General features: G+C 65.0%; 15 protein-coding genes. 3 read left to right on the top strand and 12 right to left on the bottom strand.

Features of this window, described 5'->3' with window-relative positions; genetic code table 11:
- The first annotated feature begins 1 nt into the window (after position 1).
- The gene (locus AC07O3_RS18260) at positions 2 to 1,048 is read left to right on the top strand and encodes a sigma-70 family RNA polymerase sigma factor (RefSeq protein WP_093077698.1); all 1,047 of its coding nucleotides are present in this window, start codon (positions 2 to 4) and stop codon (positions 1,046 to 1,048) included.
- Between the two features lie 32 nt (positions 1,049 to 1,080).
- Positions 1,081 to 2,517, top strand: coding sequence for a 23S rRNA (uracil(1939)-C(5))-methyltransferase RlmD (rlmD, locus tag AC07O3_RS18255; RefSeq protein WP_093077696.1), 1,437 nt, complete (start codon positions 1,081 to 1,083; stop codon positions 2,515 to 2,517).
- Positions 2,518 to 2,577: 60 nt separating this feature from the next.
- Here the strand turns inward: rlmD and AC07O3_RS18250 are convergent, their stop codons facing one another.
- A complete protein-coding gene (locus AC07O3_RS18250; protein ID WP_495339981.1) occupies positions 2,578 to 3,279 on the bottom strand; it encodes a Bax inhibitor-1/YccA family protein in 702 nt (233 codons plus the stop codon).
- A gap of 164 nt (positions 3,280 to 3,443) precedes the next feature.
- On the opposite strand from AC07O3_RS18250, the gene AC07O3_RS18245 reads away from it, so the two are divergent.
- Positions 3,444 to 3,851, top strand: a complete 408-nt coding sequence (locus AC07O3_RS18245) for a GlcG/HbpS family heme-binding protein (RefSeq protein WP_495339980.1) — start codon at positions 3,444 to 3,446, stop codon at positions 3,849 to 3,851.
- Between the two features lie 182 nt (positions 3,852 to 4,033).
- Here AC07O3_RS18245 and hemP read toward each other — a convergent pair whose 3' ends face one another.
- The 11 genes from hemP to AC07O3_RS18190 form a co-directional block, all read right to left on the bottom strand.
- Positions 4,034 to 4,246, bottom strand: a complete 213-nt coding sequence (gene hemP, locus AC07O3_RS18240; protein WP_093051151.1) for a hemin uptake protein HemP — start codon at positions 4,244 to 4,246, stop codon at positions 4,034 to 4,036.
- A gap of 95 nt (positions 4,247 to 4,341) precedes the next feature.
- Positions 4,342 to 4,755, bottom strand: coding sequence for an ExbD/TolR family protein (locus tag AC07O3_RS18235; protein WP_007830740.1), 414 nt, complete (start codon positions 4,753 to 4,755; stop codon positions 4,342 to 4,344).
- A gap of 5 nt (positions 4,756 to 4,760) precedes the next feature.
- Positions 4,761 to 5,477 carry a MotA/TolQ/ExbB proton channel family protein gene (locus AC07O3_RS18230; protein ID WP_093051148.1) on the bottom strand — a complete coding sequence of 239 codons (717 nt, stop codon included), beginning with the start codon at positions 5,475 to 5,477 and terminating at the stop codon, positions 4,761 to 4,763.
- 22 nt (positions 5,478 to 5,499) lie between these two features.
- The gene (locus AC07O3_RS18225) at positions 5,500 to 6,189 is read right to left on the bottom strand and encodes an energy transducer TonB (protein ID WP_426393189.1); all 690 of its coding nucleotides are present in this window, start codon (positions 6,187 to 6,189) and stop codon (positions 5,500 to 5,502) included.
- Between the two features lie 113 nt (positions 6,190 to 6,302).
- The gene (locus tag AC07O3_RS18220; protein WP_093051142.1) at positions 6,303 to 6,575 is read right to left on the bottom strand and encodes a (2Fe-2S)-binding protein; all 273 of its coding nucleotides are present in this window, start codon (positions 6,573 to 6,575) and stop codon (positions 6,303 to 6,305) included.
- Positions 6,576 to 6,689: 114 nt separating this feature from the next.
- Entirely contained in the window at positions 6,690 to 7,370 is a 681-nt protein-coding gene (locus AC07O3_RS18215; RefSeq protein ID WP_093051139.1) for a Fe2+-dependent dioxygenase, read from the bottom strand.
- A 91-nt stretch (positions 7,371 to 7,461) separates the two neighbouring features.
- Positions 7,462 to 9,858: a catecholate siderophore receptor Fiu gene (locus tag AC07O3_RS18210; RefSeq protein WP_307615041.1), complete on the bottom strand. Its 2,397-nt coding sequence runs from the start codon at positions 9,856 to 9,858 to the stop codon at positions 7,462 to 7,464.
- Positions 9,859 to 10,089: 231 nt separating this feature from the next.
- The gene (locus AC07O3_RS18205) at positions 10,090 to 11,451 is read right to left on the bottom strand and encodes a sulfite reductase subunit alpha (RefSeq protein WP_495339979.1); all 1,362 of its coding nucleotides are present in this window, start codon (positions 11,449 to 11,451) and stop codon (positions 10,090 to 10,092) included.
- Positions 11,448 to 12,452, bottom strand: a complete 1,005-nt coding sequence (locus AC07O3_RS18200) for an FAD:protein FMN transferase (RefSeq protein WP_495339978.1) — start codon at positions 12,450 to 12,452, stop codon at positions 11,448 to 11,450. Before AC07O3_RS18200 ends, AC07O3_RS18205 begins: the two co-directional genes overlap by 4 nt.
- Before the next feature lie 14 nt (positions 12,453 to 12,466).
- The gene (locus AC07O3_RS18195; RefSeq protein WP_495339977.1) at positions 12,467 to 13,276 is read right to left on the bottom strand and encodes a DUF4198 domain-containing protein; all 810 of its coding nucleotides are present in this window, start codon (positions 13,274 to 13,276) and stop codon (positions 12,467 to 12,469) included.
- A 52-nt stretch (positions 13,277 to 13,328) separates the two neighbouring features.
- Positions 13,329 to 13,829 (bottom strand): DUF2271 domain-containing protein, encoded by a 501-nt coding sequence (locus AC07O3_RS18190; protein ID WP_495340070.1) that lies wholly within the window; start codon positions 13,827 to 13,829, stop codon positions 13,329 to 13,331.
- Positions 13,830 to 13,900: the final 71 nt, after the last annotated feature.

The following is a 13,900-nucleotide window of genomic DNA, read 5'->3' as shown; positions in this document are numbered from 1 at the left end:
CATGGCTGCCTCCCGCCCCCGCCGCACGCTGTTGCCTGTGCGCGGGTCGGCGGGCAGGGGCAGCAGCCCATCTTCCAGCAAGGGTCAGCGCGAGCTCACCAGCGAGAGCGCTGGTCCCCAAGAAGAAGGCGTAGATCCGTCGTCGACAGACACCGCGCTGCCCAATGGCGTCGCGAGCGAACTGATTGGCGGCGAGGGCGCGGATGCGCTGACCATCTACCTGCGCCAGGTCCGGCGCACCGAGCTCTTCACGCCCGCGCAGGAATACCAGACTGCATGCGCCGCGCGGGCTGGCGACTTCGCCGCGCGCCAATCGATGATCGAGCACAACTTGCGGCTCGTGGTCAACATCGCCAAGAGCTACCTGGGCCGGGGCGTGCCGCTGTCCGACCTCATCGAGGAAGGCAATCTTGGCCTGATGCACGCCATCACCAAGTTCGAGCCCGAACGCGGCTTTCGCTTTTCCACGTATGCGACCTGGTGGATCCGCCAGTCTGTCGAGCGCGCTGTCATGACGCAGGCGCGTGCGATCCGGCTGCCGGTGCACGTGGTGCGCGAACTGCAGCAAGTTCTGAGGGCTCGCCGCACGCTCGAAGGCGACGCCGAATTCCTTGCGCATCGGCCCGACGGCGTGCGCGTGGAAGACATTGCCGCGCTGCTGGGCCGCGAGGTGCAGGCGGTGGCTGACCTGCTGGCCCTGTCCGAAGCCCCGCGCTCGCTGGATGCGGGCGATGCCCGGGGAGACGAGGGCTTCACGCTGGCCGATACCGTGGCTTCTGAAGACGAGCAGAGTAGTCCGACTGGCGTGGCGCACACGCACGAGGTGGAGCGCCTGCTCGACCAATGGGTGCACGCCCTCGATGCGCGCGAACGCGAGGTGCTGGAGGGGCGCTATGGCCTGCACGACCGCGAGCCCGAAACGCTGGAGGTGCTGAGCGTGCGCCTCGGCCTCACGCGCGAGCGTGTACGGCAGATCCAGAACGAGGCGCTGGCCAAGATGCGCCGCCAACTGGCCCGTTCGGGCGTGGGCCGCGACGCGCTGTTCTAGGGGGGGGCCGGCCACGCTGAGACAATCGGGGGATGACGGAATCCATCGAAGAAAAGAAAGTCCCCACGAATCCCGGCGAAGAATGGCTGCAGGTCGAGTCTCTTGACCTCGATGCGCAGGGCGTGGCGCACAAGGCCGACGGCATGGTCGTGTTCATCGAAGGCGCATTGCCTTTCGAGGAAGTGCAGTTCAATGTCCATCGCCGCAAGAACAACTGGGAGCAGGGCACGGTCACGACCATCCGCCGCGAATCGTCGCAGCGGGTGCGCCCGGGCTGCCCGCATTTCGGCCTGCACACGGGTGCCTGCGGCGGTTGCAAGATGCAGCACCTGGACGCAGCCGCCCAGGTGGCCGTGAAGCAGCGCGCACTGGAAGACAACCTGTGGCACCTCGGCAAGGTCAAACCCGACAACCTGCTGCGGCCGCTCGAAGGGCCGGCCTGGCACTACCGCTACCGTGCGCGTCTTTCGGTGCGCCATGTGGTCAAGAAGGGCACGGTGCTGATCGGTTTTCACGAACGCAAGAGCCGCTACCTGGCCGACATGCAGGTGTGCCCGGTGCTGCCGAAGCAGGTCAGCGAGATGCTGATGCCGCTGCGCGCGTTGATCGGTTCGATGGATGCGCGCGAGACATGCCCGCAGATCGAACTGGCCTGCGGTGACGCACCCGATTCCACGCGGCTCGGCACGATCGCTTTGGTGCTGCGTCACCTTGAGCCGCTCTCGCGTGCGGACATCGATCGGTTGAAGGCCTTTGCCGCGGGCAACGAAGGCGTCCAGTGGTGGCTGCAAGCCAAGGGGCCGGAAACCGTGAAGCTGCTGGAAGAGGGCGGCACGCCGCTGGCGTATCGGTTGCCGGAGTTCGGCGTCACGATGCCGTTCAAGCCCACCGATTTCACGCAGGTCAATCCGCACATCAATCGGGCGCTGGTGGGCAAGGCGCTGCGCCTGCTCGACGTGCAGTCGGACGAGCGCGTGATCGACTGGTTCTGCGGCCTCGGCAACTTCACCCTGCCGCTGGCGAGCAAGGCGCGCGAGGTGCTGGGCATCGAGGGCAGCGACACGCTGGTGGCGCGCGCGACCGACAACTTCAAGCGAAATCAGCCCGCAACGTCGGCCCGCCGTGCGTTGTCGCCTGCAACTTTCGTGGCGCGCAATCTGTTCGACATGACGCCGGCGATGCTGGTCGCCGACGGCAGCGCCGACAAGTGGCTGGTCGATCCGCCGCGCGAAGGCGCATTCGCGTTGGCCAAGGCCATGGCCGACCTTCATCAGCAGCCCGAGTTGCGCACCGATGGCTGGACGCCGCCCAAGCGCATCGTGTACGTGAGTTGCAATCCCTCAACGCTCGCGCGCGACGCCGGCTTGCTGGTGCACCAGGCGGGCTACCGCTGCACCTTTGCGGGGGTGGTCAACATGTTTCCGCACACCGCGCACGTCGAGTCGATAGCGGTCTTCGAGCTGGAATGAAAAAGGGCCCCTCGGGGCCCCTTGTTCTGGTGAGCGCGATTCGCTCGCTTGTTCGTTCGTTCAGTCGCGCTCGCCGCCGAAGATGCCCAGCAGCGCCAGCAGACTCTGGAACACGTTGAACAGGTCGAGGTACAGCGCGAGCGTGGCGCTGATGTAGTTGGTTTCGCCGCCGTCCATGATCTGCTTCAGGTCATAGAGCATGTAGGCCGAGAAGATGCCGATGGCAGCCACCGAGATGACCAGCATGCCCGTGGTCGAACCAACGAACACGTTGATGATGGCGCCGAACATCAGCACCAGCGCACCGACGAACAGGAACTTGCCCATGCCTGACAAGTCGCGCTTGATGACCGTGGCCAGCGAGGCCATCACGAGGAACACGCCGGCGGTGCCGCCGAAGGCCGTCATGATGAGTTCCGAGCCATTCTTGAAGCCGAGCACCATCGCGATCAGGCGCGACAGCATCAGGCCCATGAAGAAGGTGAAGGTCAGCAGCACCGGCACGCCGGCGGCGGAGTTCTTGGTCTTCTCGATGGCGAACATGAAGCCGAAGGCGCCGCCAAGGAAGACGATGAGGCCCAGGCCACCGGTGAGCGAGCGGGTGATGCCTGTGCTCACTCCGACCCAGGCGCCCAGAACGGTGGGCAGCATGCTCAGTGCAAGCAGCCAGTAGGTGTTGCGCAGTACGCGCTGGCGTTCAGCCTGCGCCAGCGGCTGGCCGTAGCCTGTTGAAGTATCTAGGGTGGTGACGCGGTCGTTCATGGCCGGAGCTCCTGTGATTGCTGCAATGACGCAGTTGGGCGCATTCTAGGGGGCTGCAAGAGGGGGTGTCGCAAAGACCGTATGCGGGGTGTTCTCAAGCCCTGAAGACACCCCTGGCAGCATGGCCGTTATGCTGTCGGGTTTTCACGCAAACTGAGCTCATCATGAAGACCAAATTTTTCCTCGAACTCGCCGACGTCAAGGCCGTTGCCGCAGCGGCTGAAGCCGAGGCCCTGAAGAACAACTGGGCGGTGACGATCGCGATCTCGGACGACGCCGGCAACCTGCTCTGGCTGCAGCGCTTGGACGGCGCCGCGGCGCTGTCTTCGCACATCGCTCCTGCCAAGGCGCACACGGCAGCCATGGGCCGGCGCGAAAGCAAGGTCTACGAAGACATCATCAACGGCGGCCGCACGGCGTTCCTGACGGCTCCCGAAGTGCAGGGCTTGCTCGAAGGCGGCGTGCCGATCGTCAAGGACGGCCAGGTGATCGGCGCTGTTGGCGTGAGCGGCGTGAAGTCGAATGAAGATGCCCAGATTGCCAAGGCGGGCATTGCGGCTCTCGGCCTCTGAGTTTTTCTTCCGCACAAAGCAAAACGCCGACTTCGAGGTCGGCGTTTTCTTTTGGGCTGCTTCAGCGTGAAAAAAAGCTTGGCTAGTCGGCGAACCGTTGGCTAGCAAAAAACGACCCTTCGGAGATGAATCTCCTTGAGTCGCCCCACGATGAAACTTGCGCGAAGGGCGGGCTGGACGACTTACTTGGTCAGGATCAGCTTGCCGAGTTTGGTGGCTTGAAGCCGGTAGAGAGAACCGTTGTGCATGATGCCCACGGTCTTGCTTCCTTTCAGAAGCTCCGTGCTTTCGACCATCGGCACCGGACGCGTTGCCTGGATGGACGCATGGCCGCCACCCGACTGGTCGAGCGAAGGATGGTTCAGGACAGAAAAGGCATTCGGTGTGGCTGGCATCTGGAGTTCCCTTATCGAAGCGATGAGTGAATGATAATGATTCGCAATAAAAAGTCAATCGTCGCGATCAACTTTTTTTGGCTTGCGATTTCAGATCACTTCGCTTCAGGCTCCGTGATGAAGCCGATCTTGCGCACACCGGCTTCACGGGCTTCCGACATCGCCTTGGCCACGCGCTCGTAACGCACGGCCTTGTCGCCGCGGATATGCAGCTCGGGCTGCGGTTCCTTGGCGGCTTCGGCGGCGAGGCGGTTGGGCAGCTCGCTGTCGTCGATCTTCTGTTCGTTCCAGTAGTAGGAACCGTCAGCCGTGACGCTGAACAGGATGTTCTGCGGTTTGGGCTGCTCTGGCTCGCTGGAAGCGCGCGGCAGGTCGATGTTGACTGCGTGCTTCATCACCGGCACGGTGATGATGAAGATGATGAGGAGCACCAGCATGACGTCGACCAGCGGCGTCATGTTGATCTCGTTCATCACCTCATCGGGTTCGTCTTGCGTTCCGAAGGCCATGATGCTCAGCCCTTCTTGAGCGGAACCACGACCGCATCGCCGCTGCCGCTCTGGACGCGGGCGCCGGTCACGAAGTAGGCGTGCAGGTCGTGGGCGAAGGCGTTGAGCTTGGTCAGCACGAACTTGTTGCCGCGCACCAGGGCGTTGTAGCCCAGCACCGCAGGAATGGCCACGGCAAGGCCGAGCGCCGTCATGATCAACGCTTCACCGATCGGGCCAGCCACCTTGTCAATGGTCGCCTGGCCGGCCGAGCTGATGCTCATGAGCGCGTGATAAATACCCCAGACAGTGCCGAACAGGCCGATGAACGGCGCGGTGGAGCCGACCGAAGCCAGGATCGCGAGGCCGGTCTGCAGTCGGGCGGTGAAGGCGTCGATGCCATTGCGCAGTGCGCGCGTGATCCAGTCGCTCACGTCGAGCGCATCGTGCAGATGGGCCTTGGTGTTGCGGTGGTGAGCAGCCGCCTCGCGGCCTTCAAGGGCCAGCGCGCGGAAGGGGTTGCTGTCGTCCTTGCCCAGTTTGTTCAGCGCGGTGGCGAAGTCTTCGCTGTGCCAGAAGTCCTGCGAATGCTTGGCAAGGCGCTTGTAGCGGACGACATCGAGTGCCTTGACGATGATCACGATCCACGACGCGAGCGACATGCCGACCAGCAGCACCGCCACGGCCTTGGTGACGAAATCGCCCTGATTCCAGACGTTCATCAAGCCAAATTGGGAATCCATACGAAGTTGCTCCAGAGAAAAATTAGTTCAGGACGTAATTGACGGGGGCGTCATAGGACATGGCCTGCACCACGCCGTTGACCTTGCCGGGCACAAACCGGCATTTCATGATGTATTCCACGGCCGCCTCGTCGAGGCGATCGAAGCCGCTGGATTTCTTGACCTCGGCGCTTTTGGGCAGGCCGTCGACACCGACGAGCACCCGCACGATCACCTTGCCTTGTTCGCCGAGCCGTTTGCTCATGGCGGGGTAGGTGGCTTTCGGATTCTGAAGATAGTCGGCATTGCTCGACGGCAACTGCACGGCCGGTGGCGCCGGGGGGGCAGGTGGTGGCGCGGGCGGCGCCGGTGGAGCGGGAGGTGCCGGCGGCGTTGCCGGTGGGGGCGGTTCCGTGACGCCGACGGGCGCCATGGGCGCCGGCGTGGGCTTCGGCTCGCGAATGGCCTGGGGCCGCGGCGGAGGCGGCGCCTTGGTCACCTTGGGTTGGGGCGGCGGGGGAGGCGGCGGAGGCGGGTCCGCCTTCGGCTTCGGTGGCTCGACGAACTGGCTCAGTATCTCGACGGGAATCACCACTTCGGCGGCGCGGCGCAGTAATCCGCTTTGAAGCGCCCAGAGCGCGGCCGCGTGAAACAGGATGACACCGCCGGCAATGACGACATTGCGCGAAAGGCCAAGGACGGATGGGGGGGGAGCAAAGCGGTCAGACACGATCAACCATTCGAATGCGGGCACCGCGAAAGGTGCCCCGATTGCAGCAAAACCGCTACGAAGACGCCACGCGCGCTACTTGCGAAAGATCCACCAGACCGAACCTGCGACCAGAATCAGGCTGCCGCCGAGTGCCGAGACGAGTTCCATGCCTTGCTTTCCTTGATGGAGTTGGCAAGCTGGATCGCTCTCGGACCCGAATCGCAATTCAGCGCGGCGACCGGATGCGAAGCGCTGCACTGCGCGACGATATCGCGCGCACAACCTTCACATTGACCACACTGGGTGGCCACGCCAAGTTCGAATTGCACTTCGTCAAAAGTCATACCGGCCCGCACATGGCGTGCGATTTCTCGGTCGGAGACTCGGCGGCAGACGCAAACGATCATGGCTGTGAAAGCGGCAGTTGGCTGGCTGTTGGATGTGGTTGATTATAAATAAGAATCCATCGCATTTGCAATAACTATGTGTTACTGATTCATGCAACATCTTGTGCCCCGCAATCAGACCTCCGACCAGAGCCGCAGCAGGTTGTGATAGTGCCCGGTCAGCGCCACCGTTTCCTCGCATTCGCCGAGGCGAGCGCGCAGTTTCTGGATGTTCTGGTCGAGCTCGAACAGCATGCTGCGCTGCTGATCGTTTCGCACCATGCTCTGCAGCCAGAAAAATGAGCAGATCCGCGCTCCCCGGGTCACAGGGTGAACGCGATGCAGGCTGCTGGCCGGGTAGAGGATGAGATCGCCGGCCGGCAGCTTCACTTCATGTGAGCCGTAGGTGTCGATCACCTCCAGTTCGCCGCCCTCGTAGTCTTCGGGGTCGCACAGGAAGAGGGTGCACGACAGGTCAGTGCGCAGTTGTTGACCACTGCCGGGCAGAGCACGGACCGCACCGTCGACATGAACGCCGTAGTGCTCGCCCCCCTCGTAGCGATTGAACAGCGGCGGCACGAAGCGCGACGGAAGCGCTGCCGAGAAAAAGAGCGAGTGCCGGGCCAGCGCGGCCAGCACGATGTTGCCCAGCTCCCGGCCGACGGCCGACTGTTCCGGCAACTGGCGATTGCGCTTGACCTGCGCGCCTTGTGCGCCGACCGTCTCGCGCCCGTCGGTCCATTGCGTGGCATCGAGTGCGGTGCGCATTTCACGCACCTGGTCAGGGCTCAGCACTTCGGGCACATGCAGCATCATTTTCAGGAACTCCGCAATGAGAAAAGCCCCGGCGCGGGCCGGGGCTCGAGTTTCGCACCGCACCGGGCAAGCCCGGCGCGCGCAAGGACCGTCAGAACGCGAAGTTCGCGGTGATCTTGGCCGAGCGCGGCGTGCCCGGCGTGTAGCGGTAGCCGCTCTTGTTGATGGCCGCCACGTAGTCCTTGTCGAACAGGTTGTACAGGTTCAGCTGGATGTCGATGTTCTTGTTGATGCGATAGGAGGCCATCGCATCGAACACCCAGTACGAATCGACGTACGCCGGCGTTCCCACCGCACCGTCGGTGCCGCGCTGCAGCTTGCCGTTGTAGCGGGCGCCGCCGCCGACAGTCAGGCCGAACGGGAACTGGTAGGTGGTCCAGAGCGTGAAGGCCTTCTTCGGCGTGTAGGCGAGGGCGGTCGAGCCATCGGCCAGCACCGAGGGGCCGCTCGCCACACGGGTGTTCATGGTGGTGAAGCCCGAGCTCACGCCCCAGTTGTCGGTCAGCGCGCCTGATACGCCCAGCTCGACGCCCTGCACGCGCTTCTTGCCGGTCTGGAAGTACTGCTGCGAGACCGCGTCCTGCACGACTTCGTTGCTCACGTCGGTGCGGTACAGCGCCGCCGTCAGGGCCACGCGCTTGTTCATCACGTCCCACTTGGTGCCGACCTCGTAGGTCTTGGCCTTCTGCGGCAGGAAGTCGGTGCGCCCGGCGCTGTTGCCGGTGCCGCTGGCGGCCAGCTGGAAGTTGGCGCCGCCCGGCGGCTGTGCGGCGGTGCCGTAGGCCGCGTAGACGCTGCTGTTCTCGGTGGGCTTGTAGACCAGGCCGATCTTGCCGGAGAGCAGGTTGTCCGACAGCTTCAGGTTGGTCGGCGTGATCGTCGAGGTCTGCGGACCGTTGCCGGTGCGTGCCAGCGTCAGCGCGGTGGCGTTGTACGTGGTCGAGTAGTGGTCATAGCGCAGGCCGGCGGTCAGCTGCCATTGCTCGTTGAACTTGAGCGTGTCGAAGGCGTAGAGGCCGATGGTGTCGGTGCTGCCGTCCGAGCCGGTGCCGTTGGCAATGCGGTTGTAGCCGCTCACGTACGGGTTCGGGTTGTACAGGTTGGCGGCTGGCCACGAACCGGCTGCTGCCAGCGTGGTGCCTACGCTGGGGTAGCCCGCAGCGTAGTAGTTGTTGGCGGTCTGCTTCTCGCGGATGAATTCGAGGCCGCCGTTGAACGAGTGGCTGATGCTGCCGGTGTTGAACTTGGCCGACACGCTCGTCTGGTTGGTGAAGATCGTGTTTTCCTGGTCCTTGTTGGTGGGCAGGTTGCGCGTGACGGTCCAGCTGGCGGGAATCGTGGGGATCACCGTGTTGAGGAAGCCCGCGTTCGCGGCCGGCAGTTGGCCGACACCGGTTGCCGACGCCGTGAGGCCGCCGCCCATGAACGACGTCAGCATGTAGTCCTGCGAGGTCTTGCCGTAGCGCGTGGTGTTGCGGATGGTGATGTCGGGCGTCAGGTCGTGCTCGATGCGCGCGGTGAACATGTCCGCGGTCACATTGTCGAAGTCCGAGCTGGTGCCGTAGAAGTTGCTCGAATCCACGCGCGCGGCGGCGTTCAGGTAGGTGCGGCGCGCCAGGCCGCGCGTGATCGCGGTGGCGTCAGGCGTGCTGTAGCCCGGCAGGCCGATGGTGGGCACACCGCCATCGGGAATGTTGTTCTGCTTGACGTGCAGGTAGTCGAGGAAGATGCGCGTCGGGCTGTTCAGGCCGAGGGCCAGCGACGGGGCGATCGCCGTGCGCTTGTTCTTGACGAAATCGCGGCCGGCCACGCCGCCGTCTTCGGTTACTGCATTGAGGCGGAACGCCGCGCCGATGCCGTTGGCGCTGCTGAGCGACTTGTTCCAGTCGACGCTGCCGCGCTTGAAGTCTGCGCTGCCGAAGCTCATCGAGCCCAGGAAGCTGTCTTCGAGCTTCGGCTTCTTGGTGACGAGGTTGATGTAGCCGGTGGGCGAGGTGCGGCCCACGTCGGTGCCCGACGGGCCCTTCACGACCTCGATCTGTTCGATGTTGAACACGTCGCGCGACACCGAGCCCAGGTCGCGGATGCCGTCGACGAAGATCGCGCTCGAGCTGTCGAAGCCGCGCATGAAGACGGCGTCGCCAGTGTTGGTGTTGCCGTTTTCCCCGAGGAAGAAGGTGCCCACGCCGGGCGTGTTGCGCAGCGCCTCGGTCAGCGTGGTCGCGCCCTGGTCGCGAATGATCTGTTCCTTGATGACCTGGATGGTCTGGGGCGTGTTCACCAGAGGAGCCGTGAACTTGGGGTTCGACGAGTTGTCGGTCTTGTAGTCGGCGGCGGTGGAGTCCTGCACGCGGACTTCAGGCAGCGCGCCACCCGATTGGGCGAGAGCGGCTGGGGCCGCAATGGCCATCAGCGTGGCGGCGGCAGCGCCTGAGAGGTGTGGAACGGCGCGCGAAACGGTGTGTTTGCGGCTCTTGATGTAGGCCATGAAGTTCTTCTCCGAAAAGGGCGGCAGCAGGACTCGACTGGCGATGTCCTGGCGGCCTGCGTTTTCTGGAGAAGCGAGGGCGGACTGGCTGGGTGAGTCGACTTACAAAGCGTTTGTAAATCGCTGAGAATGATATTGCTTCTCAATACAATGAAACGCAGATGGAGCACTTTCTAATTCGAAAGTTTTGCTTTCTGTTGCTATCGCGCAACTGAAGCAGGCGTGCGGGCCTCAATAGACGTCGCGGCGATAGCGCCCGCTGGCCGTCAGCTCACTCATCAATGCCTCGCCTGCAACCTGCCGCAACGCAGCATCCACGCCCGACGCCATGCCTTGCAAGCTTCCGCAGACATAGACGGCCGCGCCGCCGTGCAGCCACTGCAGCAAGGCGTCGGCCGACTGCAGCAGCCGGTGCTGGACATAGAAGCGCTCCGCCTGATCGCGCGAGAACACCATGTCGAGCCGCTGCAGCACGCCGTTGGCCTGCCAGGTTTCGATTTCTTCGCGATAAAGAAAGTCGTGGGCCGCCTGGCGTTCGCCGAACACCAGCCAGTTGTCGTGCCTGCCCGCGGCGGCACGGGCCCGCAGATGGGCGCGCAGACCGGCCAGGCCGGTGCCATTGCCGATGAGGATCAGCGGCCGCGTTTCGTTGCCATCCAGGCGGAACCCTCGATGAGGCCGCAGCCGCAAGGCCACCGTGTCGCCGATGCTGAGGGTGGACGTGAGCAGCCCCGACGCAGCACCAAGCGTCCCGTCGGAGTGCTGCTCCTGCCGGACGAGCAATTGCAGTTCGCCGTCGGCGTGCACGGATGAGATCGAATAGTCGCGCGGGCGCGCCGGATCGCTCGCCACCGCCACCTGCGCCAGGTCGCCCGAAACCCAATGCGGCATCGCACCGGCCTGCGGCACCAGTCCGAGGTGGAAGACAGGTGCGCCCGCACTGCCTTGATTGAGCCGCTCGCGTGCAATGAGCCGCCACTGCGTGAAGCTGGTAGTCGCGCTGTCGTCGGCCGCTGGCATATCGCCCCATTGCGCCTGCCATGCGGCCAGTGCCGCAGGGTCGCTGTTGTCGACCTCGATGCGATCGAACTCGCGCTTGGCGCCCGTCGCAAGCAGCCACTCGTCGAGCGCGCGGCCGAAGCCGCAGAAGTTGGCGTACTGGCGGTCGCCCAGCGCCAGAACGGCATAGCGCAGCGAAGGCAGCTTGGGTGGCGAATCCATCATCACGCGTTCGGCGAACACGCTGGCGCCATCAGGTGCGTCGCCTTCGCCGTAGGTGCTTGCGATGAAGAGTGCACGCCGCGCGGCGGCAAGCGTCGGGGCGTCGAGCGTGTTCAGCTCCATCACGCGAGCCGGCATGCCTGCGGCGCTCAGCTGCCGCGCGGTCTGCCAGGCGATGGCTTCGGCCTGTCCGGTCTGGCTGGCGAACAGCACGAGAACGGGGGGCTCGTCGCCGCTCCCTGAGAGCGCCACGGCGTCGCGTGCGGCAGCGGCTTGACGCCTGCGCTCGCGCATGTAGATCGACGCACAAAGCGCCGCATACGCCACCACGGTGGAACCCGCGCCCAGCGCGCGCAAGGTGAGGTCGTTCATGCCCCGGCCGGTGCGGGCCACGCGCGCGTGGCCTTTGCCGCAGGCGATGCGTCGCCGTGGCTCACGAACAGTGCGGCAACGTCGTGCTGCTGCGCAAAGTCGAATCCTTCGTCCGGGCCCAGCACCGTCAGCACGGTGGCCAGCGCGTCGGCCTGCATGCATTCCGCGTGCAGCACGGTGACGCTGGCCAGCGCATGAGCGATAGGCTCGCCCGTGCGCGGATCGATGGTGTGCGACCAGTGGCGCTCTTCGTGCGAGCGCCGATGCCAGCGGTCGCCCGATGTGGCGATGGCCATGTCGGCGAGCGCAACGCGCCGCGCCTTGGTCGGGTCGCCGTCGACGAGCACTTGCCAGGGCTGCCCACCGGGACGTTGCCCGGTGCCTCGCAACTCCCCGCCGACTTCAAAGAGAAGGTCGACAAGGCCAAGTGCGCGCAGCGCCTCGACGCCGTGGTCGACCGCGAAGCCCTTGGCAATGCCCGAAAGGTCGAGCGCGACGCCGCCCGGTTGCAGCAGCGAGTCATCGACCGAATCGAAGGCCAGCCGCGACCAGCTGACGCGCGCACGCGCATCGGCCAGGGCCTTTGCAGCAGGTAGGCCGCCTTCACGCGCTTCGGGGCCGAAGCCCCAGCAAGCGACGAGCGGACCGACTGTCGGATCGATCGCACCACCGCTGGCTGCTGCCCATCGCGCAGCACAGCGCATCACCTCGGCGAACTCCGCGGGCAGCACGTGCAGCGACCCGGCCGGCGCCCGGTTGAACCGGCTGATGTCCGAGTCCGGCTCCCAGTGGCTCATCTGCGCGATCACGCGGCCAAGCGCCGACTCGACGGCCGCGCGCACCTGCGCCAGCGGCAGCATCCGCGGATTGTCGAAGCGCAGCGACCAGGTCGTGCCCATGGTCTGCCCGCCCAACTGCTGCAGGGTCGCGGGATCGGCGGGACGCGGTACGGCTGCGTTGGCGTAGCCGCCAGCGCGCCATGTGCTGAACGAAATGCCCAAGGTGGCTTGCTGTGTCAGGGCATCACTTCAAGGGTGGCCGCGTAGTTCAGGCGGCGTTCCTTGGCTTGCGGCACCGTGGTCTTGTTGTCCTTGGTGCTGGCGTCGAGCCAGTACATGCCGGCGGCCGGCCAGGTCACGCTGAACTGGCCCTTGTCGTCGGTCTTGAGCTTGATTTCTTCGAGCTTGTCGCGGTACTGGGTGTTGCCTGCCGTCACCGTCACTTCGAGGCCTTTGGCGGGTTGGCCGTCGAGGTTCAGCGTGAAGGTGGCCTTCTCGCCCTTGACCAGGTCGGTCGGGCTGCCGGTGGCGATCAGCTCCAGCCCCTGGCCGGTCGGCTTGAGCACCGAAGGCTTGCCGACCGTCACGAAGGTCTCGATGCGGCCGGACGACTGGGTGACCGTCACGTCCTGTGCATCGGCCGGGATTTCCTTGCCGATGGTCTCGGCCGTGCCGCGCGCACGCTTGGTCTGGCCCGTGGCCTTGTCCTTCCAGCTCGCGAAGGCGCCGGCATTGATCACGGCGATGCGGTAGGTGCCCGATTGCGCCAGGCTCACGTCGAACACGTTGCGCAGCTTGAGCTTGGCCTCGGTCTCGGGCTTGATGCTGCTGCCGTCGGGCGCGGTGATCTGCAGGCCGTCGAGCCGCAGCGGTGCGTGGTTGGCAACGAACAAGTCGTTCGACACCGCGGCATCGACGCTCACGGTGTCGGCCTTGGAGAACACGGTGGAAGAGGGCAGCAGCCAGGCGTTGTGCGCCTGGGCGAGCGAAGCGGCGGCTGACAGGGCAATGGCGATGGAGGCAGCGCGCAGGTTGAAATGGGTCATGGCAGTTCCTTGATGTGACGGGCTGGCGGTGAAAGTGGCTGTGCGGCGCAGGTCAGGGCTTGAGTTCGAGCTTGATCTCGCCGAGCTCTTCCTTGCCAGTGGCAGTTGGCTGCGCGGCTGCCGTCGGCGGCCACTGGAAGGGAATGCTCACGACCTCGCGGCCACCGACTTCGCGCGCGGCTTCCACCACGAGCTTGTAGGCGCCCGGTGCGAGCTTGGGCATGGGCGCCGTGCCTTCGGTGAAGCTCAGCTGATGCTTGCCGGCGGGCTTGGTGGCGCCCGTCACGCCGTCGACCGGCACTGTGAGTTCGCGGCCCCCGCGGCGCCACCACTGGCGCATGTCCTTCAACCATTTCGTGCCTTCGCCCTCGGGGTTGTTGGTCTTGGTGCGCACGTCGTACCAGACGGCCAGCGTGCCGGCGACGGTGTTGTCGGCGCGCTCGATCCAGGTTGCCACGTAGGGGCGGTGGTACTCGGAGACGTTCAGCCGGGGTATCTCGATGTTGACGGCCAGTCCCGACGCGAAGGCCGGGGCTGCGAACAGCGCCGACATGGCCAGCGGCGCGAGTGAATAGCGAACGTGCACGGGAAACCTCTTTTCCTGGATCGACGATTGATGAATGA

Source organism: Variovorax sp. GW821-FHT09D05 (assembly GCF_059416325.1).
Note: the sequence above shows the minus strand (reverse complement) of the source record. Positions and strands in the feature narration are given on the sequence as shown.

What these genes read in the sequence shown, in the direction of transcription:
- AC07O3_RS18215 (WP_093051139.1), bottom strand. Translation starts at nt 7,370, where the DNA reads ATGATGCTGCATGTGCCCGAAGTGCTGAGCCCTGACCAGGTGCGTGAA.
- AC07O3_RS18210 (WP_307615041.1), bottom strand. Translation starts at nt 9,858, where the DNA reads ATGGCCTACATCAAGAGCCGCAAACACACCGTTTCGCGCGCCGTTCCA.
- AC07O3_RS18245 (WP_495339980.1), top strand. Translation starts at nt 3,444, where the DNA reads ATGAAGACCAAATTTTTCCTCGAACTCGCCGACGTCAAGGCCGTTGCC.
- AC07O3_RS18195 (WP_495339977.1), bottom strand. Translation starts at nt 13,276, where the DNA reads ATGACCCATTTCAACCTGCGCGCTGCCTCCATCGCCATTGCCCTGTCA.
- hemP (WP_093051151.1), bottom strand. Translation starts at nt 4,246, where the DNA reads ATGCCAGCCACACCGAATGCCTTTTCTGTCCTGAACCATCCTTCGCTC.
- rlmD (WP_093077696.1), top strand. Translation starts at nt 1,081, where the DNA reads ATGACGGAATCCATCGAAGAAAAGAAAGTCCCCACGAATCCCGGCGAA.
- AC07O3_RS18205 (WP_495339979.1), bottom strand. Translation starts at nt 11,451, where the DNA reads ATGAACGACCTCACCTTGCGCGCGCTGGGCGCGGGTTCCACCGTGGTG.
- AC07O3_RS18190 (WP_495340070.1), bottom strand. Translation starts at nt 13,829, where the DNA reads ATGTCGGCGCTGTTCGCAGCCCCGGCCTTCGCGTCGGGACTGGCCGTC.
- AC07O3_RS18235 (WP_007830740.1), bottom strand. Translation starts at nt 4,755, where the DNA reads ATGGCCTTCGGAACGCAAGACGAACCCGATGAGGTGATGAACGAGATC.
- AC07O3_RS18230 (WP_093051148.1), bottom strand. Translation starts at nt 5,477, where the DNA reads ATGGATTCCCAATTTGGCTTGATGAACGTCTGGAATCAGGGCGATTTC.
- AC07O3_RS18250 (WP_495339981.1), bottom strand. Translation starts at nt 3,279, where the DNA reads ATGAACGACCGCGTCACCACCCTAGATACTTCAACAGGCTACGGCCAG.
- AC07O3_RS18260 (WP_093077698.1), top strand. Translation starts at nt 2, where the DNA reads ATGGCTGCCTCCCGCCCCCGCCGCACGCTGTTGCCTGTGCGCGGGTCG.
- AC07O3_RS18220 (WP_093051142.1), bottom strand. Translation starts at nt 6,575, where the DNA reads ATGATCGTTTGCGTCTGCCGCCGAGTCTCCGACCGAGAAATCGCACGC.